This window comes from Sphingomonas panacisoli (assembly GCF_007859635.1).
Classification (GTDB): Bacteria; Pseudomonadota; Alphaproteobacteria; order Sphingomonadales; family Sphingomonadaceae; genus Sphingomonas; species Sphingomonas panacisoli.
The window spans coordinates 2,517,483-2,538,982 of sequence record NZ_CP042306.1 but is presented as its reverse complement, the minus strand read 5'-3'; the positions used below and the strand labels follow the sequence as shown (position 1 = coordinate 2,538,982).

Here is a 21,500-nt window from a genome sequence, read left to right as displayed (position 1 = left end):
ATGGCAACAACCAGTGCGTTCGCCGCCAACGCCGGCTGACCATCTAGGAATGCCCAAGAATCATCGTCTTCATAGTGCGTGACACTTAGAACCGGATGCCCATCGATTACCGATCGGCACGTAATGCATGCGACGTTCGGCGCTTGATCAAATTGCCAAGTCATAGCCGCACGTTATCCGGTCACACGATCTCGTGCACCGTATTTATCTAGGCTTCCCCAACGCCTCCACCGCGCGGTCGTGCAACCGCGCCAGCGCCGCGAGCTGGATCGCCGGGGCCACCGCCAGCACCCCAAACGCTTCCGCGCGCGGCGTGTTGAACCGCAGTTTCCGCCCCAACGCGTCGGTCACTTCGCACCCCGCCTCGCGCGCGATCAGGACGGCGGCGGCGACGTCCCATTCGTGGCCCCAGCGGATCGTCGCGAGCAGATCGGCCTCGCCCGCCGCGACCATCGCGATGCGCAAAGCGATCGAATTGGGCTTGGCCACCGCGACCAAGTCGACATCGACCGTGGGCAGCGTATCGGTCGGCGTGCGCGAGCCGGTGAAGGTCTTGCGGCCGCTATGCGTGATCGGCCGGCCATTGAGCGTCGCGCCCTTGCCCGCCTCGGCGCGCCACACCTCTTTCCGCACCGGCGCGTCGAGCACGCCGATCACCGGCTGCTCGCCATCGACCAAAGCGATCGACACCGCCCAGCCGTCGCGGTCGCGGATATAGTCGCGCGTGCCGTCGATCGGATCGACCACCCAGACGCGGCGGTGGTTGAGCCGGACGGCGTCGTCGGCGGTCTCCTCCGACAGCCAGCCGGCGTCGGGCAGCAGCGCGCTCAGCCGCTCGCGCAGCATATTGTTGACCGCCAGATCGACTTCGCACACCGGGTTGCCCGGCGCCTTTTCCCAGCGCTTGAAATCGGTGCGCCACAGCCCGAGCGCATAGGCGCTCGCTTCCGCGGCGATGGCGGCGACGTCGTCGGCGAGATGAGCCATCAACTCGCTCGTGCTCCGGCGCAGGCCGGAGCTTTGGAAGCGGATACTGAAATTGCCAACACTCCGGCCTTCGCCGGAGCACAGTATACTGGATGAGTGCAGTCCAAATCAGCCACCCGCGACTGTCATCCCGTCGATCCGCAGCGTCGGCACGTTGGTCGCGTAGCGGAATGCGAGGTCGTCCGCTGCGGTCAAATTGAGGAACATCTCGGTCAGATTGCCGGCGATGGTGAATTCATCGACCGGGCGCGTCAGTTCGCCATTCTCGATCAGAAAGCCCGCGGCACCTCGGCTGTAATCGCCGGTCACGCCGTTGACGCCCATGCCGATCAGCTCGGTAACATACACACCGCGCATAACGCCCGCGAACAGGTCGTCGCGGCTCGCCTTGCCCGGCGCGAGATACGTATTGCTGGTGCCGACCCCTGGCGCGCCCGATCCCCCGCGCACCGCATGCCCGGTCGGCTCCAGACCCAATTGCCGCGCCGATGCCGATTCGAGCAACCACGTCTGCAGCACGCCGTCGCGGACGATGTCGGTCGGCGACACGCTGAGGCCTTCGCCGTCGAATGGGCGCGACCGCAGTCCGCGCGGGCGGTGCGGGTCGTCGGTGATGGTGATGCCGTCGGCGAAGATCTGCTCGCCGAGCTTGCCGAGCAGGAAACTGGTGCCGCGCGCGATGGCGGCGCCGGCGATCGCGCCGATCAAATGACCAATCAGCGACGATCCGACGCGCGGGTCGAAGATCACCGGCATGGGGCCGCTCGCGACCTTCGCCGGATCGACGCGAGCGACCGCGCGCTCGCCGGCCATGCGGCCGATCGCGTCGGGCGCGTCGAGGTCGGCGATGTGACGCGCGGCGTGATAGGCATAGTCGCGCACCATCGCCGCATCGCCGCCGCCTGCCAGGACGCTGGCCTGGATGCCGTGGCTGGTGGTCTGGTATGCGCCGGCGAACCCGTGGCTGGTGGCGAGCGCCCAGGCCATGCGCGACGCCGATGCACCGCCGCCTTCGCTATTGGTCACGCCGGGGACCGCACGCGCAGCATCTTCGGCGGCCAATGCGGCCTCCTTGAGCGAGGCGGGGGAGGGTTCGTCGCCGTCGTGCAGGTCGAGGTGCGGGATGTTGCCCGTGAGCAGCCGGTCCTCCGGCGCGAGCCCGGCCCATTTGTCTTCGGGCGCCTCACGCGCCATGGCGACCGCGCGCTCGACCAGGACGTCCATCGCTTCGGACGACAGGTCGCTGGTCGAGACCGACGCCGATCGCCGCCCGACGAATACCCGCAGACCGAGTTCTTCCTCCTCGGACCGCCCGACATCCTCGAGTGCGCCGAGCCGCACCGACACTTCGACGCTGCCCGATGCGCCCAACACGGCATCGGCGGCGTCGGCTCCGGCGGCGCGGGCGCGGGAAACGATATCGTGAGCGCGCTCGCGCGCCATGTCGGGGGTCAGCATCGGGCGGACTTAGGTAGCCGCGGCCCGAACGTCAAAAGCTGGTTTGGCCGACGACCAGGCAGGCGAGGAAAATCAGCAAGCCGGCATAGCGGTTCGAGCGGAAACGATGCAGCGCGTTGGCGCCGTCGGCGGGCGTGAGCGTCGCGACTTGCCAGACGAAATGCAGCGCGGCGGGTAGCAAGGCGGCGAGCGCGAGCGGGTCGGGCCGGAGGTGCCAGAATGCGGTGCCCCACAACGCGATCGCCAGCGCGTAGAAACCTGCCACGCCGGGTCGCACTGCCTTGCCAAGCGCGCGCGCCGACGAGCGGACGCCGACCAAGGCATCGTCCTCGACATCCTGCAACGCGTAGATCGTGTCGTAGCCGATCACCCAGCAGATCGACCCGGCGTAGAGCAACAGCCCCGACAGGCCGTCGGGCGGAGCGAGTGACCCTGTAATCTCGCTCCACCCGACCAGGGCTGCCCAGGAGAAGACGATGCCGAGCCACGCCTGCGGCCACCAGGTGATGCGCTTCATGAATGGGTAGGCGGCGACGGGCGCGAGGCTGACCAATGCTACGATCGCGGCGTAGGGGTGGAGTTGGAGTAGGACGACCAGCCCGATCAGGCACAACGCCGCGAGCCATATCCACGCGGCGTTCAGGCTCACCGCCCCCGACGCCAGCGGCCGGCTCCGCGTACGCGCGACCTGCCGGTCGAGGTCGCGATCGATGATGTCGTTGTACACGCATCCCGCGCCACGCATCGCGATGCTGCCCAGCGCCAGCCACAGGATCAGATCCCAGCGGTCGATCGCACCCTTCGCCAACGCGACGCCCCACGCCCCCGGCCAGAACAGCAATTGCCACCCGATCGGCCGGTCGAACCGCGCGAGCGAAGCCAGCGCGCGCGGATAGGGGGGCAATGCGCCCACCAGGCCTCTATATTGCGTGTCCGGGACGATCTCTGGTTCGACAGTCATCGTCCGTTCACTAGCGGTCCGGCAATTGCCGCACCAGCGCCACGCTTTGCCTCACTGTCGTCACGCTACGGCGGCAGGGGGCACAGCTGGTTTGGAGTAGATGATGCGAACGACCGTGTCCCGATTGCTTGCCTGTATCGCATTGGCGCTAACGCCGGTGGTGCTTGCCGCGCCCGCCAGCGCCGACCCGTCGCGCGCGATCGTGCCGTCCTGGACGGGCGTGTGGCGCAACACCAACAACACGGTGCACATCAAGGCCGCGCCGTGTGGGTCGAACATGTGCGCGACCGTGGTGTGGGCGGATGACAAGACCAAGGCGACGGTGGCCTCGCGGGGCGCAAACATCATCGGCATGCAATTGCTGCGCGATTTCCGCCAGACCGATCCGAGCAATTGGAAGGGGACGGTATACGTGCCCGATCGCGATATGAACGTGTCGGGGACGATCACGTTGCTCGACCGCAACACGTTGAAGGCGGTCGGCTGCTTTTTGGCGGTGATCTGCCAGACGCGGCACTGGACGCGGATATCCTGAGCGGTTTCAACCGTTAGGGCCAGAACATGGTCCACCTCTCCGTCGCCATCGCGAGATTCGCCGAGACGTTGTTCTGGGGCATCGCCGAGGCGGCGGGGCTGGCGCTGATCGGCGGCGCCTTCGCGATCGCGGCATTGGTGATCGGCTGGCGTTCGGTGCGACGGCGGCGCTAAAGGGACTCATGCCCGCTACACCCGCTTGGCCGCCACGTTCGACTCCAAGGCTGTTCGTCGAAATGCCGCTGGCCGAGGACGGCCAAGTGCGCGTCGAAGGAGGGCAGGCGCATTATCTGCTGTCGGTGCTGCGGCTGAAGGCGGGCGATCCGGTCAAATTGTTCGACGACGCGACGGGCGAATGGCTCGGCATCGCGAGCGCGATCGGCAAGCGCGACCTGATCCTCGACGTGACGACACACTTGCGTGATCGCGAGGCGCCGCCCGACCTCTGGCTATGCGCCGCGCCGATCAAGAAGGGGCGGATCGACTGGGTCGCGGAGAAAGCCTGCGAGCTCGGCGTCGCGCGGCTGGTGCCGGTGCTGACGCGGCGGACGGTGGTCGATCGGCTCAACGGCGAGCGATTGCGCAGCCACATGATCGAGGCGGCGGAGCAGTGCGACCGCACCGCGCTGCCCGAATTGGCCGAGCCGGCGAAGCTCGATGCGCTGCTCCGTGATTGGTCGGCGGAGCGAACGCTGTTCTTCGCTGACGAGACCGGCGGCACGCCCGCCACCGACGCCATGGCGGCACACAAGGGACCCGCCGCGATCCTGATCGGACCCGAGGGTGGCTTCGACGATGCCGAGCGCGACGCGATTCGCGCGCTGCCACAGGCCGTGGGCATCGGCCTCGGCCCCCGCATCCTTCGCGCCGAGACCGCCGCCGCCGCCGCCGTCTCGATCTGGATGAGCGTTGCGGGAGATTGGTGAGAATCCCCTAGCGCGCGTGCGTTGCGCCCCCTAAATCGCGGCGATGACGACGAAGACCGTTACGGACAAGCAATCAGCGGTCATCGAGGACCGTCAGCAGCTCATCGATTTCTTCGCCGGCGGCGAAAAGCCCGCCGAGCGCTGGCGGATCGGGACCGAGCACGAGAAGTTCGTGTATCGAACCGCAGATCACCGCGCGCCGGCGTGGGACGAGCCCGGCGGCATCCGTGATTTGCTCAACGGCCTAACCGAGTACGGGTGGAAGCCCGTGGAGGAGAATGGCAAGGTCATCGCCATGTCGGGCGCGGACGGCTCGATCAGCCTCGAGCCCGCCGGCCAGTTCGAATTGTCGGGCGCGCCGCTCGAGAACCTCCATTTGACGTGCGCCGAGACCGGGCGGCACCTGGAACAAGTCAAGGCGGTCGGCGACAAATTGGGCCTCGGCTTCCTCGGCCTCGGCATGTGGCCCGACAAGGCCCGCGCCGAACTGCCGATCATGCCCAAGGGGCGCTATGCGATCATGCTGCGGCACATGCCGCGCGTCGGCAGTCTCGGGCTCGACATGATGCTGCGGACCTGCACGATCCAGGTCAATCTCGACTATGCCTCCGAAGCCGACATGGTGCAGAAGTTCCGCGTCGGGCTGGCGCTGCAGCCGCTCGCGACCGCGCTCTTCGCGAACTCGCCGTTCACCGAAAGCAAGCCCAACGGCATGCTGTCGTATCGCAGCCATATCTGGTCGGACACCGATCCGCATCGCACCGGGATGCTGCCGTTCGTGTTCGAGGACGGGTTCGGGTACGAGCGCTATGCCGACTATGCGCTCGATGTGCCGATGTACTTCGTCTATCGCGACGGCCAGTATCTCGACGCGTCGGGGTTGAGCTTCCGCGATTTCCTGAAGGGCGAGCTGTCGATCCTGCCGGGCGAGAAGCCGACGATCGAGGACTTCTCCGATCATCTGTCGACCGCGTTCCCCGAGGTGCGCCTCAAAACCTTCCTCGAAATGCGCGGCGCCGATGGTGGACCGTGGGGGCGGATCTGCGCATTGCCGGCATTCTGGGTCGGATTGCTCTACGATCAGGGCGCGCTCGATGCGGCGTGGGACCTGGTCAAGGGTTGGTCGATGGCCGACCGCGAGGCACTGCGGAACGCGGTGCCTGAGCTCGCACTCGATGCGCCGTTGCCGGGTGGGGGCAAGCTGCGTGACATTGCCGGAGAGGTGCTCGACATCGCCAGCGCAGGCCTGACCGCACGTGGGCGGATGGATGCAGGCGGGAGCAACGAAACCGGCTTCCTCGAGCCGCTCCGCGAAGTCGTGCGCACCGGCAAGGTCCCGGCGCAGATGCTGCTCGACCGCTACAACGGCGAATGGGGCGGGGACATCAGCCGCGTCTACGGCGAGATGAGCTTCTAGGCTTCGGGCTTGCCCTTCAGCCACTGGAAGAAGCGCGGCACCAGACCGTTGCGCTCCATCCACGCGCTATATCCCTGATACGCAGGGTCCGTGCCCAAGTGGCGTTCCTCGGTCTTGGCGCGCCAGTAATAGACCCCCGCGACTATCCCCATCAGCGCGGTCGCACGGACCGCATCGACCCAGCTGCCCGTTGTCAGGAACGGCACGGTCGAGATCATCCAGAACAGATTCTTCGACAGATACGCCGGGTGGCGGCTGAACGCATACGGGCCGTTGGTCAGGATGCCGCGGTGCGTCAGGTTGGAGAAGCGGATGCCGAACGTGACCGTCGCCCAGGCGTAGATCGCGGTCAGCGCGACCAGCACCGTTCCGATCACCGCCAGCAGCACCGGCTGATCGGCGAACCATAACGACCAGCTCGCCTCGCCGCGCGTGCCGGGATGGTAATCGAGCGGTCCGCCATCGCCCATCAGCACGAACGGCGGGTAGCAGATCAGCGCTGCCATCCACCCGGCCGCGAACGGATTGGCGGTGCGGATGTGCGAATCGAGGGGGCGCAGCGCGAGCAGATAGCCCGCCGTCGCGAACGCTACGTCGACCACAAACATGAACGTGATCAGCCAGTTGGCCAGCGTCACCGGATTGCTCAGCACCTGGCTGGTGTCGCCGCGCACGAAATCACCGAACCCCGGCGGCACGATCGCCAGCATGAACGCGGTGAAGAACGCCTTCACGCCCCAACTGCGCAGATGATTGTGGATCGCGTCGGTGTTGCGCGGCTCCTGCAACCCCATCAGCCACGCGCCGAGATGGTAACACCCGTCCTTGGGCTCGGTCATGCGGCGGTCGAGCCATAGCGTGTAGGGGATCGACGCGACGAACATCACTGGCGCCGCCCACATGAAGCACCACATCGAGAAGCGGAAACCGCCCTCCCAATAGAAGCGCCCGATCGCATAGGTGGCTGCGATTCCGCCCCAGGTTAGCCACAGACCGGCGAGCTTGGTGATCGAAATGTCGAGCGTCTCGCGCCATGGCTTCGGGTTCGCCCAGTCGATCCCAGTCGAGGGATTGCGGTGCACCTTTTCGACCAGCAGCGACCACAGCACCATCGGCAGGCCGGCGGCGGCGACGTTGACCAATGCGGCATACGGCCCGTCCATCCCGAACCACCGCGCGATGCCGATCCAGACCAGGAGACCGGCGAGCCCGACCAGCCCGGTGGCGGTGGAAACCGCCGAAGCGGGACGCGGATCAGCCTTGGCGGCGCTCGCGAGGGCAGGGTCGTGATACATGCGCGCAGGTCTAAGCGCGGAATGGTAAGGAAGGCGTGAAGGATGTTCGGAGCGCGCCGCGGCAAAGCCGCGTCGTCGACCGTAGCTGCGCTATGTCCGCCCGGCTTTCGCTGATCGCGATTTAGCGCAGCTAAATCGCTGCAAAAGCTGGAGCGGGTAGCGGGAATCGAACCCGCGCTAGAAGCTTGGGAAGCTCCTGTGATACCATTTCACCATACCCGCGTGCGGCAGGCCGGATACCGGGAGTCGTGCCTCCGCGCAAGCGCGATCGGACGAAGCGCCGCGACGCCTCCGGCGTAATCGATAACGCCTTGTAAACCGCAAGCGCACTAAGCACGTCGAGCGGCCTTGTCAGTCCCGCGAAGGACTGTTAAGCGCGCCGCCTCATCGCCCACCACGGGCGCATGGGCCGCCTTAGCTCAGCTGGTAGAGCATCGCATTCGTAATGCGGGGGTCACAGGTTCGAGTCCTGTAGGCGGCACCATAACCCTTATCGTCGGCATTCGCAGCTATCCAGAAAATCCCAGATTTCCGTGGGTTTGCGCCTGAAAAGGTACGCAGCCGTTTGGCGGCGTTCGCGCGCAATCGGATCGCGTTGGGGGTATGTCGTGGGAGTATTTCGATTCGCCGATTGGCAATACCCCCACATTTTGCAGATCAAGAAAATCTGAAATACCCCCAGATTTGACGTATCCGCTTGATCTGTCGGCCAATATCTTAAACCAAGTCTCCGTCGCGCAGCCCATCTAGATAGTCGCTCCACCACTGCGCCATCCTGACACGCTCCTCCCAATGCGCACCGCGGTTATAGGCGGCGCGGACGGGGTCACGATCCTGGTGCGCGAGGGCGCGCTCGATGGCGTCGGGTTGCCATTTGCCTGATTCATTGAGCAGGGTGCTCGCCGTCGCGCGAAAGCCGTGCGCGGTCATCTCGTCACCGCTGAAACCCAGACGACGTAGCGCTCCATTGACGGTGTTCTCGGACATCGGCCGGGCAGGCGTACGGAGCGATGGGAACACAAATCTGCCATCGCCGGTGAGTTCACGAGCCGCCGCGAACATTTCTAGCGTCTGCCGCGACAAGGGCACGGTGTGAGCCTTGCGGCTCTTCATCTTACGTGCGCCGATCCGCCAGACCCTTTCCTCAAAATCGATTTCGCTCCATTCGGCACGGCGCAGTTCGCCGGGCCGCACGAACACGTGTGGCGAGAGCTTTAGCGCGATTTGCGTAGCCGGCTGTCCTTCGTAGCTGTCGATGGCGCGCAAGAGTTCGCTTACGCGCCGGGGCTCGAGGATCGCGGCAAGGTGCTTCGGGGTCGGCTTCCGTAACGCGCCCTTAAGGTCAGGTGTCGGATCTCGGTGGGCGAGCTGAAGCGCTACTGCATACCGGAATACCTGGCCGATAAATTCCTTCGCACGCCTCGCTGCTTCCAGTCTTCCGTCGGCCTCCAGAGGACGTAGCGCCTGGAGAATTTCGAATGCCTCGATCTCGGCGATCGGCCGCTTCCCCAAAGGCCGCTCAACCAGCTTTAGCAACCAGCGGCGCTTGCGCACCGTTGCTTCCGCCAGACCTTCGGCCGCGATCTTCTCGATGTATTTCAGACCTACTGCGTTGAAAGAGTTGACCGCACGAAACCTCGCAGCCTGACGGTCACGCTGCTTTTTTCGGCCGGATCAGTCCCAGCCGCGCGTTGTCGGCGAGCTTCGTCCCGGAGCTGTCGTGCTTCCTTGAGGCCGACATCAGGGAAGGCCCCTAGCGACAGTGACTTCTCAACCAGCTTGGGCTGACCTGCGGCGTCGGCGCCATGGGCGCGATATTTCATTCGCCAAAGGCGGCCGCCTGAAGGTGTGACGAGCAGGAACAATCCTCGTTCGTCCGCTAACTTGTAAGGCTTTGCGCGGGGCTTGGCGTTGTTGATCGAGGTAACTGTTAGGGCCACCAGCGATCACGCTACCGCCGATCGCGCCACTAGCGCGTCGATGTCCGCGCGACGGAGCAACGTGCGCGTGCCAATCTTCACTGGCGTGAGTTCTCGAGCGCCAATCAGTTCATAGAGCTTCGTTCGACCGATCCCGTAGGCAGTAATCGTATCCCTAATCGTATACAGCACCTTCTCGACCACTTGCGTCTCCGTGTCTATTGCGCGACCGTCAGTGGTCGCTGCTGTTGTGTTGTATACACCACACATCACGAAGGGGGAAGTGGCAAATTATGTCCTCTCAAGCCGAGACGGATGGGGATCAATTTTTGCTGACCGATGATCACAATCCATTCCCCTACCGCGACACGCACGCGGCACAGTCGCTAGCCGACGGGCTGCGTCGTCTGTCGGAGGAGACCGGAACGAGTTTACGTCAGCTCGCGAAGATGCTCGCCCTGAAGCAGGCAGCGGTGCTCAGCCACATGGCGAACGGACGGATGCCGATACCGCTCGATCGAGCAGAGCAGCTTGCGGACGCACTGTCGCTGGACAAGTCGGATTTCCTGTTTGCAGTGTTGGAGCAGCGACATGCCGATACAAACTGGCGCGAGAGATTGGCGGCGCCGCATAGTAACGAGGTCGTCGTCGAGCTTGAAGCGGTCGCCGGCCAGCCGCTTGACAAGCTCTCACCCGAACAGATCTCTGTGCTCCGTGAGGTAGCCGCTGAAGCTAGGCCTAGGCGGCGTTGGCTAACCGTTCACGAGGTTTCCCTCGTTGAGAAATTGCGTCGCTTGCGTCCGTTATTTGGCGTTCATGGCGTGTCGACGGAAGATGCCAGGGCCATCGAAAAGGCGCTGATTGGAGGCGATTGAAAGGGGGGTCACTCTCGGCCGCCGGCTGCGGCATCTCGCCGCGCATGGCTTTGTTCGCGAGGACAAGATCGTGACTCGCCGCAAGCGATCGTTACGCACATTCTGTGCGACTACCGCGGGCTATGCCATTTTCAGACCTACGATTTAGGATAGGTAAGCATGTCTGTCCTAAATGAACAAAAAATGACCTCGTCATCATTATACGAACGTAGTGAGTATAATAAACTTAGAGGAATCTTAGATTCTAGGAATCTCTCTTACGCGCGTGCGCGCACATGCCAGCGCCTAGCGCCGCGTGCGTATGCGCGCGCGAGTGGTGTTCGACAATTCCCCGGTGATTGCGCACAGCGCAGATTATTCGGTCTGTGTGTTGTTCGGCACGCGATTTCGATTTCAAGCGCCAGTGGAGGGCTTTCTGATGGTCAGGCTAGGTAGGGTTGCCTTCACCCCAAAATCGCGTCCTGCGAGCTTCTACGGGCAATTCAGAGTATGTTTTCGCAGCGGGTAGGGATATTGTCGACTGCACTCGGCCAAGCCGTTCACCGCAATCGACTAGTCGGCTTTTTCCGCGTCCGCTCATCCGGCACGAGCAAAAAAAATGAGAGGGCCGTTCCCACGACCAAAATACGAAAGCACCCGATCCACATCGCTTGCAGCGAAATTTGTGTGCAACGCTTCGCATGCGAGATATCCCATTCCTTGCGGCCGTAGAGGAAACCAAAGCCAGTGCGGGTCAAATACGCTTTCCGCGTCGCTCTGATGGCAGCGGCACCGCGGCAAATTGCTAATCAGTCACCTCAAGGAGATGGGCGAGTAGCGCATCCTCTGCCGTCGTAGCGGGCCATGTCAGTCCGAGACGACTAGTGATCCCGGCGGGGCGGGCATCAAACCGATGGTGCTAACCCTCCAGGCTCGCGCGGACCGATGAGCTATGTCTGCAGGTGAGTAGATGGTAGCCTGACGTCGCCTGCCAGGTTGCGTTTAGTTGTCAAAAAGTTGCGTGTTTTTCAGCGTTTTCTGCAACCAGAAATTGCCATCAAGAAGCCACCCGCATGCCACTGTGGGACGTGCGATCGCATGTCTCGACCAATGAAGGTCAGACATGGAGACAATATGCCTTTTCCCAGTGAAGTAGAGCGTTCGCACGCGCGGTTTCAGATCTATCAGATCGACCTGCCTTGCTCTCAATATCCGTATACGGTCGTCGCTCACAGCTTTGCTCGTGCGCTTGAGCTTATCGTTCGACCGGACGATCGGCTCGAGCACGGTGAAATGTTCATCGTCTGGAACGTGACGCAGCAATGGATGACGCATTCCAAGCTCGCCAGCGCATCGACCTTCTCGCTCCTCGGTGAGAAGCGCGAGAGCTGCCTGTATTTCGATAACGAAGTCGGGTGGCAGCGGATCGATTGCGAGCGACTGGGCGACAACCTGACGATGGGGTAATTCAACGCGGGCGTGCCGGTATGAATGCCATCTCGGCACGCCCAAGCCATTCTCCGGCGCTTAGCAGAACCCGTGGAGTTCTGCGGCAGTGAGCACCTGGTGAGGCTGCGGCCCTAGTTGCGTCACGCAACCTAAAGCCGCGGATCGACCGGCTCGCTCTCCATCGCCAGTACGCCGAATACGCACTGATGCACCCGCGTCAGCGGCGAGTGATCAACGAATCGATGCAGCGCTTCCAGCCCCAGCGCGAACTCGCGCAGGGCCATCGAACGCTTCTGGCCGAGGCCGCGCTTCTTGAGCCGCTTCAGATTATCCGGCTGGTCGTAGTCCGGCCCATAGATAATGCGCAGATATTCCCGACCGCGGCACTTGATTGCCGGCTGGAGCAGACCGCGCCCACCGCGTGCCACGAAGTCTAGCGGTTTGACCACCATGCCTTCGCCGCCCGCCGCGGTTAGCGCTTCCCACCAAACGATCGCATCCGCAACTTGAGCCGGATCGTTCAGATCAATCTGTCGATGTTCGGTCGCAACGATCAGTGCCGGGTCCGCGCTTGCTAGAAGATGCGCGCGCTCCATGTGCCAGACGTGGTTCTTGTCGTCATGCACCGAGCTCTCGCTCGCGAGCAGATGAAAAGGTGCGATACGCAGGTCGTCGATGCCGGCGAACGGTGCGACGTAGCGATTATAGGCAGTGCGGTAGAGCAAGGCATTCTCGAGCCGCTTGGACGTCGCATCCGCCAGCGTGCCGACATCGACACCGCGCGCCCGCGCGGCCTCGAGCGCAGCGGAGGCCGCATCGAGCCCGGTGATCGCGGCGGCACCGACCGCGGCATATTGATCGCGGATCAGCGAACCTGCCTTCATGGTCCACGGCAAAATCTCGGTGTCCCACAGCACCCAATCGGTATCGAGATCGGCCCACAGCCCGGACGTCTCCATCGCGGTATCGATGCGATGGAGCGCCGTGGCTTCGAGCTCGGCATCATGGAAGAACCGGCGTCCGGTGCGCGTGACGATCACGCCGCGGCCGCCATCGGCCACGCCGAACCGGCGCGCCGCGACATCCTGGTTGCGCGCGAGCACGATCAGTGCACGCGACCCCATGTGCTTTTCCTCGACGACGACGTCGTGCACGCCCTTCGACCCGTAAAAGGCGAACGCTTCCTCGGGCCGTTCCAGCCAGCCGTCGGCCGCGCTGGTTTCGGCCGGCGACATCGTCGGCGGCAGATGGATGAGCCAGCGCGGATCGACCGCATAGCGGCTCATCACTTCGAGCGCCGCGGCCGCATTGTCCTCGCGCACCGTGACGATGCCGTAGAGGCGGGTATCGATGGCCTGCTTGCCGAGCACATCGGCCAGGTCGAGCTGGTGCGGTTGGCTTTCGCCCGTCGCGGGCGACGGCTCGCCGAGCGGCCGGATCGGCTCGTAATAGGTGCGCAGCGCCGGCACCGAGACGAGGTCCATCTCGGGATAGCGCAACGCAGTCAGCTTGCCGCCGAACACGCAGCCGGTGTCGATGCACAAAGTGCCGTTGACCCAGTTCGCTTCCACGACCGGGGTATGGCCGTGCACGACCTTGGCCTTGCCCTTATAGTCGGCCGCCCAGTCCCAGCGCACCGGTAGGCCGAACTCGTCGATCTCGCCGGTAGTCTCGCCATACATGCAGAAGCTGCGCACTGCGCCCGATGCTCGGCCCTGCATGTCCTCTTTCAAGCCGGCGTGCGCGACGACGAGATTACCGCCGTCAAGCACGTAATGGCTGATCAGTCCATCGAGCCAGTCGCGCACGCCCGTCGCGAACTCGGGCGGCTCGGCGGCGAGCTGCTCGATCGTCTCAGCGAGGCCGTGGCTGACCTTGACGCTCTTGCCGGCGAGATGGCGCTTGAGCTTGTCGTCGTGGTTGCCGACCACTGCGAGCCCTGTCCCAGCCTCGACCATGTGGCGGGCGATCCTCAGCACATCGGGCGAGCGCGGCCCGCGATCGACCAGGTCGCCGACAAAGATCGCACGGCGGCCCTCCGGCGGGGTGACTGTGACATCCCTGCCGGACCAGCTGACCGTATAGCCAAGGTCGCCGAGAAGCGTCTCAAGTTCATCGGCGCAGCCGTGAACGTCGCCGATGATGTCGAACGGGCCGGTTTCCTCGCGGCGATCGTTCCACAACCGCGTGCGTGTGATCTCGACCGCATCGATCTGGTCGACCGAACGCAGGACGTGGACGTAGCGCAGTCCTTCGCGCTGCATCCCGCGCATCGACTTCTTGAGGTTCAGCATCTGGCGCCGCACCGGCCCCGCGCCGAACTGTCGGTCGGGCCGCTCTGCATTGCGCGCGACAGCGAGCGCTTCGGGCAGGTCGAACACGATCGCCACCGCCAGCGCGTGCCACTTGCGCGCGAGCGCAATCAGCCCCTTGCGTGCGTCCGGCTGGACGTTGGTCGCGTCGATCACGGTGAAGCGCCGTGCCTTGAGCCGCTTTTCGACGAGGAAGTGCAGCACCTCGAACGCATCCTTGGTCGCGCCCTGATCGGTTTCGTCGTCGGCGACCCAGCCACGCATCCGGTCCGACGACACGGTCTCGGTCGGCAGGAAGTGCTTCGCGGCAAAGCTCGACTTGCCGGTGCCTGAAGCGCCAACGAGCAGGACGAGCGCGAACTCGGGAATTTCGATTTTCATGCCGCGATCCTTGTCGCGCTGGCTTCGGCGCGCGTGAACACCGCCGCCTGGGTGGGCGTGCCGTGCGTCGGGTCTTCGGTGCCGATGCCTTTGAACCGCACGGCATAGCCATGCGCCAGCGCGACGCTTTCCGCCCAGTGGCGGAACTCGGCGCGCGTCCATTCGAAACGGTGATCATTGTGACGAAACCTGCCTGCGGGCAGCGTCTCGAAAAGTGCGTTGTATTCGCTGTTCGGCGTAGTCACGATCACTGCGCCGGGCTTGGCATGGCCGAACAGTGCCGCCTCGAACGCGGGCAGGCGTTCCGCGTCCATGTGCTCGATCACCTCAACCACCGCCGCCGCGTCGTATCCCTTGAGCCGATCGTCACTATAGACGAGCGAGCCTTGCAGTAACTCGATCCGCTGGCGCTTGATGTCGGGCATGCTTTCGAGCCGCAGCCGATCGCCCGCCGCCGCAAGCACGCGCGGCGCCACCTCGACCCCGGTGATCTTGCGAATGCCGGGCACTTTGAGCAGTTCGCGCAGCAGGCGTCCTTCGCCGCAGCCGAGATCGAGCACGCTCGCCGCGCCAAGTTCCTTGAGCAGCCCGACAACAAGATCCATCCGCTGGTCGTTGAGCCGTATCGGCTTCTCGATCGCATCCTCGGCCGCATCGCGCGCCGATGCCTCCTCGGGCGCTTCGGCCTCGACCTTGTCCTCCAGCGCGGCGTTGGCGCGGTTCATCAGCCCGCGGAAGCGCAAGTAGCGACGCACGATCAGTTCGCGGTCAGGGTGCGTCTCGAGCCAGCCCTCCCCCCTTGCGCAGCAGCTTCTCCACCTCGGCCTCCCCGATGTAATAGTGCTTCTGATTGTCAAGCACCGGGATCAGCACGAAAAGGTGGGTGAGCAGGGCGGCGAGCCGCACGGTGCCGGTCAGGCGTAGTGCCAAATACGGGCTGTTGCCCCAGTCGGGGTGCACTGGATCGAGCGCAATCGGTGTTGCCTCTACGGCATAGCCGAGCGGCCCGAACAGTCGTTCGATCAGATCGGGTCCGCCACGGGCAGGCAGCGGGGTGACGACAGCTTCGAGCGGGATCGCTGTATCGGCAAGTTCCTGACGATCCTTCGACCGCCCGCCCATCGCGGTGTTTACCAGTCGCCCCAGAGCTACCGACAACAAGGACGACGCCGCATAGGGGCGGTCGTTGACATACTGATCCTCCAGCCCCGCCTTGCCGCGCACGAGCTGCACCGGGTCGATCTCGAGCGTGACGGCTGCGGTGCAGCGCTCCTCGTTCGCCTCAGGGTAGAACAGGGTCGCGTTGCCGAACGGGAGTTCGACCGAATGCACGTTCGCGGGGTTCTTCATTAACAGAAACCCGAGGTCGGTCGCGGGCCGGTGCGTGGTCGTGATGGTCAGGAGCATGGTCGGTTCCGGGTATGAAAAAGCCCCATCGAGGGCTCGACGGGGCTGCGGGGCATGGTCGGGTGGAGCGGGGGTCCGACTATGGCGCAGCCTGGGCGCGAGGGTGATTGGCGGCGATGCGCAAATAAAAAGCGCACGACATCGGTGCTTGCGGGAAGCAGTGAGAGAAGGTCGATCTGGTCGCGCGCACGATCATGGACTCAAGCATCTAGCGGGTCGGGCCCGTCGTCAACTGTCGATACGATCGTGCCGGTGTCGCCGAGGATTTTGAAAAGGCTAGGTCCGTGACCGGACAGAAGAACGAAGTCCTACACTTTTGCCGAACTCGGTTATCCGGGTCGTGCCTAAACGGCGGGGCTCGATCGCTTCGAGCCATCCTCCGCCTTCGGTCAACCACCGACATGCGGATGAGATAGATTAAACTTGGTCTTTAGAGATCATCTCAGGCCCGCTGTGAGGCTGTGGCGGCGGACGATCGCCGGGCATGGCAACTTCCCGTAGTTCGATCGGCGAGCGGGCTAATCCATCAGCTAGGACCAGCCGACCTTCGCTCGCCCCGGCATCGCGCAGCAACCCGCGATCAAGCTCAGGCCGAAAGAATGGGCGTTGAAATGAAGCAGCCATGTCATCGAACAACGATCGGTGGATCGGCCCATCAATTCCGCCGCCGACCATGATCACCTGATAAGCGTAACGCCGATCATCGTCTTGGCTAAATCCGCTTCGTGCAAACTCCAATGTGTCTGCATAGACGCGATGCTCTTGAAATCGAACGGCACCTCGGCAGTCGTCTTCTCCAGCACCGGCAGCTTGATAAGCAACGCACGCATCCGCCCCAAGAGGCCCAACCTCGGCCGCATAAATGCCGATCGGCCAAGGCCCATTTCCTAGGTGAAAACTTGCGATGTCTAAGGTAGCGGACCCGCAATCGACGATAACGTGCGCTCCTTGGTAAGGCCGCGGGCCGGCACAGTAGCCGGCGATTGCACCGCTAAGCTCGGTGTGCAGCTCGAACTGGATCGAACCTTGATCTGATGTCGCAAGGGCTGCGTGAACATCGTCAAGCGTCAGCGCCGGAGCCACGCCCAGGAGCACTGCCGCAGCTCGAGTAACATTGCCGAACATTGAGGAGATCTTTTGGTCCGCAAGAGCTGCCACCGGAACACCGACGTTGATCACACTTATCCCGGCGTCCGGGCGAGTTTGTGCAATTGCCCCCAGCACGTAGGCCAAATGCAGCGTGATAAACGCGGTCGCCGCATCGGCCATTGAAACGACGCTGCCGCAGCACATCCGATGGCCTTGCCCCTCGATCAACGCCGATTTGAATCCGGTCAGAGCAACCAGCCCCTCTCCTGGAAGTGGAGCAAAGGCACGCGAAGCCGGATCGAAGTAGACCACCGTTGGCCATAGGTGCGGAACGTTGCCGCTGCACCAGCCAGCGGGAACGGGAACTGCAAAGGCTCCCGCAGATCGGTCGTAAGGCCAGCGAACGATAGCCTTCGTCGTGCTGGTGCCAAAGTCGTGTCCGACATATCCGTCTGCGTCAGGATCACAGATTGCCACGTTGACGGCAGCGCCGAGTGCGATGCATTGCACTATCGTTTCGCGCGTTTCCGCATCCACCGTCTTAGGCGCGCGCGTGTCCGAGATGAGTGACGAGAGTGAAGAGCGCAAGTTAGAAATTCGCCTATAGGCGGCGGCGCCCAAATCGCTGACCGATGCCGGCTCTATCGTGGTGCCATCCGTGCGGACCGGCAAGGCTGTTTCCCGTTGGATCTGCTCGGAGATATGCCGCGGAAGTCTGACTATCTCTTTCTTCCTAGCCTTAGCATTGCTTATTGCCGCCCTTGCCTGCCTCGCAGGCGGAGGAACAACACGCGCAGCATGCGTCATCGCTGCGCCGAGATCGTCGGACACTGCAGAAGGCGCGGCCTTTGCAGTGCTGCCGGAACTTGATGGCGTAGGAGTCTCCGGCGAGGTCATATTCTTCAAAAGCTGGGCAAGCATATTGCCTGCCTTTCCGTCCCCTAACGTTGCCCTGCCACGATTTTTCGGCATGTTCGCCCTATCCGATCGCTACAATCGCTATTCCGACCAAGTCCGGTTGAAACGAAAAGCGGTCGCGAACGGCTACCAGCTCATCTCGCCGATGATCTAGGCGTGCAAGCAGCTTATTCAGCTTGCCTTGTTCTGCGGGGATGAGGCGAAGCTTCTTTGAGTCTCCGCTCAACTTCCAATTCCACAGCTTGGCCTCTGAATCGCGCACCCGCTTTTCATGTTGCCGCTCAAGTCGAGCAATGCCGGTTTCTGCTCGGTCAAGGTGACGAGCTTCCTCGTCATCCACAAAAGCTTCAAACGCTGCCTTCAGATCGTCCCGCAATTTGTCCACGTCAGTAAGCAAATCGGGCGATACGTTGATGCCGGGTCGCCCTGTTGCCAAGGCGACTTGCAACATCTGTTCGGCGACGATGGCGTCGAGAGCAGACCCACCCACCATTCGCGCACCATAGGCGATGCGATCGACCCGCACGGCTCCGTCGACCATCCAATGCTCCACACAAACGACATACACCCCATCCGGGACGTCCATCGTATCCGACGGTAGTGTGACGTTTACGACGGGGACTGAAGCAACGCCTTGTGCAGCTTCCTTTCGCAAGGTCGCCGCAAGCCTAACCAGAGCGTGCACCGTGGTTACAAGTTCGATCGATTTGGGCAGCCCCGGCTTGCGTTCGAAAGCGGCACGTATACGTGTCTCGCGCGTGAGCCGGGTGCGGAATCTTCCCCCGCGAATTAAGATGCGCTTGAGCGCCAAATGCGCCGCGTCGCTTAATCTCACGTCGTAAAGGCCCGGCATGTCGGGAGCATCCACGATCTCGCTGCCGGGGAAGCGGCCGGCTATCGCCTCGTGAACATAGTCGGCCAGTTCCTCAGCACCGACTCTCCTCTCGGGGCGATGACTCTCGGCGATCTGCGCTAAAATCATGTCGCCGTGGGCGATTAGCCCAGGCGCTTCCTCTTCGAGCGCCATTGTCTGACGATGACGCTCCTCGATTGCCATCGCCCGACGAGACACCTCCTCCTCCCGCTGCGACGGCGTCAATTCAGGGTCAAGCAAACGCTGCTCTAGGGTCTGTATCTCGTTGCCCAGTATCGATTCGAATGCACCCAGCGTTTGCTCGATCACGAGGAGCCGCCTGTATAGACGTTGGTAGACTTGCTCCTCGATCGTGTCGGCGGCAATCAAGGACAGGATCGTTATCTTCGCAGCACCTTGGCCAATGCGGTCGATACGACCGATGCGCTGCTCGACCTTCATCGGGTTCCAAGGGAGGTCGTAATTGATCAGCGCGCGACAAAACTGCATGTCGAGACCTTCGCCACCAACTTCGGACGTCAACAGGACGCATGCGTCCTCCCGTGCGGCAAAGCGTGCCAGTATTTCCGTACGATCTTCGACTACGCCGCCGTGCATCAGCTCAAAGGCTGAACCGCTTTCGCGCAACCTGTCTGCCAGATAGTCGAGCGTCACGCGGAAGCTCGAGAAGATGATAAGCTTCGAGTCGCCAGCGGCTCTTTGATCGCTGATTGCCTTAACCAGACGTTCGAATTTCGTGTCGCTGGCCTCCAGCGCAGCCAAACGCGCCGGATCATTGCAAAGGACTCCCAACTTGGCCACGAGCGGGCCCGCCGCGTCCACAGCATCATCTGGGTCGTCCATTGACAAATCCGCCGCCCGACGTGCCCAGTGTCGACAGGCTGCCGCGAGCGAAGAGGCAATCAACCGCTGGGGCGTCGCGAGCAAGAAGCGTTCGGCGGCCGGTATCGACCAAGCATGCGCGCGCACCACATCCGATGCGTCGTCGTAGAAGGTTCGCTCTTCATCACTCATGTGCCAGCGCAGAAGGTCGACCTCTCGCTTGACCTGCAACTCGTTCACGTCGCGACGGCGCGTGCGATTGACCACCGAACCCAGCAGGGACATCTCTTCGAGTTGCGCGGCGATGCGGGTTCTGACCGTGCTATTGTCGACGAGATCGGGATCGGCCAGTTCGCGTTGCAGGTTTTCAAGCTGCCGGTCGATTTTCAGCAGTGACCCGCGCGGCATGTCGTCCAATGCCTGCTTCAATTCTGAGAACGGTGTGCGCGGGCGGAGTGCGAGCTCGCGCGCGGCGACCAAGGGCCTGTTTTCCTCGGCGAGAAGCTCGAATGTATAAGCGTTACCGAACGTATCAGGATCGAGCAGGGCCAGCAGGTTGCGCAAGTCCTCACTGCGCAAATTGATGGGCGTCGCGCTCAACAGCAGCTTATAGTCCGCTACATCCATCGCCGCGCTGGCAAAGGCGTGGTTCATTGTCTCAGCGTTGCGCAGATGATGGGCTTCGTCGAAAATGATGCAGTCGAATAGCGGATCCTGGCCTTGTTGGTCCGCGAGGAAACGGCTGAGCTTGGCGCGGGCGCTGTCTCCTTCGTCTTGCCATCCCCGAGGGGGACGCACGGAGGACAGCGACACAATCAGCGCAAACCCGTCGGACTGTTCGCCGTCCCGCTTGAGATAGTTGAGAAGCTCCGACGCATCGACGACCTTCGCGTCGACTGAGAACTTCTGCCAGAGTTCGAGCCGCCATTTTTCCGTGAGCGATTTCGGACAGACGACGAGCAAGCGGTGGCAATCGAACCGCGCGACGAGTTCGGTCCAGATGAGGCCGGCTTCGATCGTTTTGCCCAAGCCGACCTCGTCGGCGATCAGCAGACCCTGCGCCGGGGACGCGAGCAGCTTTACGACGGGTTTGAACTGATAAGCGTGAAATTCGGTGTCCGTGACGTCCATGCTGTAGATGACGTCGCGCAGGCGACCAGTCAGCCGTTTATGGAGCAGCATTCGCCGCAACAGATTTGGATCAGCGAAGCGTTGCGCTTCGAGGTCACTGAGAGGATCGGCGGGGCCGCTGGCCGCAACTAGCTGACTTTCTGGAAATGTTTGTTTCCCGCTCCCATCCGCAAGTTGCACCTCGTGATAGCGGCGGCCGCTCCGCTCGGTCGAAACACCCGTTATGTGTCCCGCGCAAGCAGGGTCATTGCGAAGCCTTACAATCGTGCCCGGCGCGAACATCGTTTCTCTCTCATCCGCGGCGCGAGATTTCCTTCGTTTTCCCGCCCGATCATATGCTTCCGGCTCGTTTGCCAGGCGTCAAGTGTCGGCAGCGGAATACTAGTTCATTTTGGCCGGAGCGGCTCGGCAACGGGGAAACGCGAGAGTTCGATTGACTTATAGAAGTGTGTTCTATAGTTTCTGGCTTATGGGCGAGCTGGTTCAGATCAGAAGTGGTTCAGTTAAGCGGCCTGGCGACGACGCATTGTTTGCCACGCCGCGATCGGTGTCGAGGGGATTCCTGTCCGATTCGGCGCTTGAAGCGGGAATGGCGCCGACACGGTCCGGTACAGATGCGGAAGTTCGGGTCGGCGATGTCTTGGTGACTATGCGAGGCCCGGTGAACGCCGCGGTGGCGGTTTCGACGACGTTCTCCAAGCCCTTATTCGCGACGCTGGAACTTGCAGTGCTTCGACCCTCCGACCTGTTGGATCCGGGCTATCTC

At 63.0% G+C, this 21,500-nt stretch carries 16 protein-coding genes, 2 tRNA genes and 1 pseudogene; 7 read left to right on the top strand and 12 right to left on the bottom strand.

The window, feature by feature from the left end:
- Nucleotides 1-204 precede the first annotated feature (204 nt).
- From FPZ24_RS12680 to ubiA, 3 genes are all read right to left on the bottom strand, one after another.
- Complete coding sequence (locus FPZ24_RS12680) at nt 205-987, bottom strand: 3'(2'),5'-bisphosphate nucleotidase CysQ (protein ID WP_146572540.1); 783 nt, start codon at nt 985-987, stop codon at nt 205-207.
- Nucleotides 988-1,095: 108 nt separating this feature from the next.
- Nucleotides 1,096-2,445, bottom strand: a complete 1,350-nt coding sequence (locus tag FPZ24_RS12675; RefSeq protein ID WP_146572538.1) for a TldD/PmbA family protein — start codon at nt 2,443-2,445, stop codon at nt 1,096-1,098.
- A gap of 31 nt (nt 2,446-2,476) precedes the next feature.
- Nucleotides 2,477-3,406 (bottom strand): 4-hydroxybenzoate octaprenyltransferase, encoded by a 930-nt coding sequence (gene ubiA / locus FPZ24_RS12670; protein ID WP_146572535.1) that lies wholly within the window; start codon nt 3,404-3,406, stop codon nt 2,477-2,479.
- Nucleotides 3,407-3,509: 103 nt separating this feature from the next.
- Between ubiA and FPZ24_RS12665 the strand changes: the two genes are divergently transcribed.
- The 4 genes from FPZ24_RS12665 to FPZ24_RS12655 are packed head-to-tail and all read left to right on the top strand — an operon-like array spanning nt 3,510 to nt 6,283.
- A complete protein-coding gene (locus tag FPZ24_RS12665) occupies nt 3,510-3,941 on the top strand; it encodes a DUF2147 domain-containing protein (RefSeq protein ID WP_186728831.1) in 432 nt (143 codons plus the stop codon).
- Between the two features lie 26 nt (nt 3,942-3,967).
- Nucleotides 3,968-4,114, top strand: a complete 147-nt coding sequence (locus tag FPZ24_RS17250; protein ID WP_186728829.1) for a hypothetical protein — start codon at nt 3,968-3,970, stop codon at nt 4,112-4,114.
- Nucleotides 4,115-4,122: 8 nt separating this feature from the next.
- Nucleotides 4,123-4,866 carry a 16S rRNA (uracil(1498)-N(3))-methyltransferase gene (locus tag FPZ24_RS12660; RefSeq protein ID WP_146572531.1) on the top strand — a complete coding sequence of 248 codons (744 nt, stop codon included), beginning with the start codon at nt 4,123-4,125 and terminating at the stop codon, nt 4,864-4,866.
- 43 nt (nt 4,867-4,909) lie between these two features.
- Nucleotides 4,910-6,283, top strand: a complete 1,374-nt coding sequence (locus FPZ24_RS12655) for a glutamate--cysteine ligase (protein ID WP_146572529.1) — start codon at nt 4,910-4,912, stop codon at nt 6,281-6,283.
- Here FPZ24_RS12655 and FPZ24_RS12650 read toward each other — a convergent pair.
- A complete protein-coding gene (locus tag FPZ24_RS12650) occupies nt 6,280-7,578 on the bottom strand; it encodes a methyltransferase family protein (protein ID WP_146572527.1) in 1,299 nt (432 codons plus the stop codon). The two genes, FPZ24_RS12655 and FPZ24_RS12650, sit on opposite strands and share 4 nt — an antisense overlap.
- A gap of 148 nt (nt 7,579-7,726) precedes the next feature.
- Nucleotides 7,727-7,800: transfer RNA gene (locus tag FPZ24_RS12645), tRNA-Gly, on the bottom strand.
- Between the two features lie 186 nt (nt 7,801-7,986).
- On the opposite strand from FPZ24_RS12645, the gene FPZ24_RS12640 reads away from it, so the two are divergent.
- Nucleotides 7,987-8,062 (top strand) — tRNA-Thr (locus tag FPZ24_RS12640).
- Between the two features lie 233 nt (nt 8,063-8,295).
- Here the strand turns inward: FPZ24_RS12640 and FPZ24_RS12635 are convergent.
- Nucleotides 8,296-9,518: pseudogene (locus FPZ24_RS12635) on the bottom strand (tyrosine-type recombinase/integrase).
- Between the two features lie 6 nt (nt 9,519-9,524).
- On the bottom strand, nt 9,525-9,767 hold the full coding sequence (locus FPZ24_RS12630; RefSeq protein WP_146574504.1) for a helix-turn-helix domain-containing protein: 243 nt from the start codon (nt 9,765-9,767) through the stop codon (nt 9,525-9,527).
- A gap of 23 nt (nt 9,768-9,790) precedes the next feature.
- Here FPZ24_RS12630 and FPZ24_RS12625 point away from each other — a divergent pair, with 23 nt between their 5' ends.
- Entirely contained in the window at nt 9,791-10,372 is a 582-nt protein-coding gene (locus tag FPZ24_RS12625) for a helix-turn-helix domain-containing protein (RefSeq protein WP_146572525.1), read from the top strand.
- A 1,272-nt stretch (nt 10,373-11,644) separates the two neighbouring features.
- Entirely contained in the window at nt 11,645-11,818 is a 174-nt protein-coding gene (locus FPZ24_RS17245) for a hypothetical protein (protein WP_186728827.1), read from the top strand.
- 131 nt (nt 11,819-11,949) lie between these two features.
- On the opposite strand, the gene FPZ24_RS12620 is transcribed toward FPZ24_RS17245, so the two are convergent.
- The 5 genes from FPZ24_RS12620 to FPZ24_RS12605 form a co-directional block, all read right to left on the bottom strand.
- Nucleotides 11,950-14,493: a polynucleotide kinase-phosphatase gene (locus FPZ24_RS12620; RefSeq protein WP_146572523.1), complete on the bottom strand. Its 2,544-nt coding sequence runs from the start codon at nt 14,491-14,493 to the stop codon at nt 11,950-11,952.
- On the bottom strand, nt 14,490-15,248 hold the full coding sequence (locus tag FPZ24_RS17615) for a methyltransferase domain-containing protein (RefSeq protein WP_240047457.1): 759 nt from the start codon (nt 15,246-15,248) through the stop codon (nt 14,490-14,492). The genes FPZ24_RS12620 and FPZ24_RS17615 overlap by 4 nt, the downstream gene beginning before the upstream one ends.
- Before the next feature lie 13 nt (nt 15,249-15,261).
- Nucleotides 15,262-15,900: a hypothetical protein gene (locus tag FPZ24_RS17610; RefSeq protein WP_240047456.1), complete on the bottom strand. Its 639-nt coding sequence runs from the start codon at nt 15,898-15,900 to the stop codon at nt 15,262-15,264.
- A 417-nt stretch (nt 15,901-16,317) separates the two neighbouring features.
- Nucleotides 16,318-17,661 carry a hypothetical protein gene (locus FPZ24_RS12610; protein WP_205012836.1) on the bottom strand — a complete coding sequence of 448 codons (1,344 nt, stop codon included), beginning with the start codon at nt 17,659-17,661 and terminating at the stop codon, nt 16,318-16,320.
- 307 nt (nt 17,662-17,968) lie between these two features.
- Nucleotides 17,969-21,016: an SNF2-related protein gene (locus tag FPZ24_RS12605; protein WP_146572519.1), complete on the bottom strand. Its 3,048-nt coding sequence runs from the start codon at nt 21,014-21,016 to the stop codon at nt 17,969-17,971.
- Nucleotides 21,017-21,500 lie beyond the last annotated feature (484 nt).

What these genes read in the sequence shown, in the direction of transcription:
- FPZ24_RS12680 (WP_146572540.1), bottom strand. Translation starts at nt 987, where the DNA reads ATGGCTCATCTCGCCGACGACGTCGCCGCCATCGCCGCGGAAGCGAGC.
- FPZ24_RS12675 (WP_146572538.1), bottom strand. Translation starts at nt 2,445, where the DNA reads ATGCTGACCCCCGACATGGCGCGCGAGCGCGCTCACGATATCGTTTCC.
- ubiA (WP_146572535.1), bottom strand. Translation starts at nt 3,406, where the DNA reads ATGACTGTCGAACCAGAGATCGTCCCGGACACGCAATATAGAGGCCTG.
- FPZ24_RS12665 (WP_186728831.1), top strand. Translation starts at nt 3,510, where the DNA reads ATGCGAACGACCGTGTCCCGATTGCTTGCCTGTATCGCATTGGCGCTA.
- FPZ24_RS17250 (WP_186728829.1), top strand. Translation starts at nt 3,968, where the DNA reads ATGGTCCACCTCTCCGTCGCCATCGCGAGATTCGCCGAGACGTTGTTC.
- FPZ24_RS12660 (WP_146572531.1), top strand. Translation starts at nt 4,123, where the DNA reads ATGCCCGCTACACCCGCTTGGCCGCCACGTTCGACTCCAAGGCTGTTC.
- FPZ24_RS12655 (WP_146572529.1), top strand. Translation starts at nt 4,910, where the DNA reads ATGACGACGAAGACCGTTACGGACAAGCAATCAGCGGTCATCGAGGAC.
- FPZ24_RS12650 (WP_146572527.1), bottom strand. Translation starts at nt 7,578, where the DNA reads ATGTATCACGACCCTGCCCTCGCGAGCGCCGCCAAGGCTGATCCGCGT.
- FPZ24_RS12630 (WP_146574504.1), bottom strand. Translation starts at nt 9,767, where the DNA reads ATGTGTGGTGTATACAACACAACAGCAGCGACCACTGACGGTCGCGCA.
- FPZ24_RS12625 (WP_146572525.1), top strand. Translation starts at nt 9,791, where the DNA reads ATGTCCTCTCAAGCCGAGACGGATGGGGATCAATTTTTGCTGACCGAT.
- FPZ24_RS17245 (WP_186728827.1), top strand. Translation starts at nt 11,645, where the DNA reads ATGTTCATCGTCTGGAACGTGACGCAGCAATGGATGACGCATTCCAAG.
- FPZ24_RS12620 (WP_146572523.1), bottom strand. Translation starts at nt 14,493, where the DNA reads ATGAAAATCGAAATTCCCGAGTTCGCGCTCGTCCTGCTCGTTGGCGCT.
- FPZ24_RS17610 (WP_240047456.1), bottom strand. Translation starts at nt 15,900, where the DNA reads ATGCTCCTGACCATCACGACCACGCACCGGCCCGCGACCGACCTCGGG.
- FPZ24_RS12605 (WP_146572519.1), bottom strand. Translation starts at nt 21,016, where the DNA reads ATGTTCGCGCCGGGCACGATTGTAAGGCTTCGCAATGACCCTGCTTGC.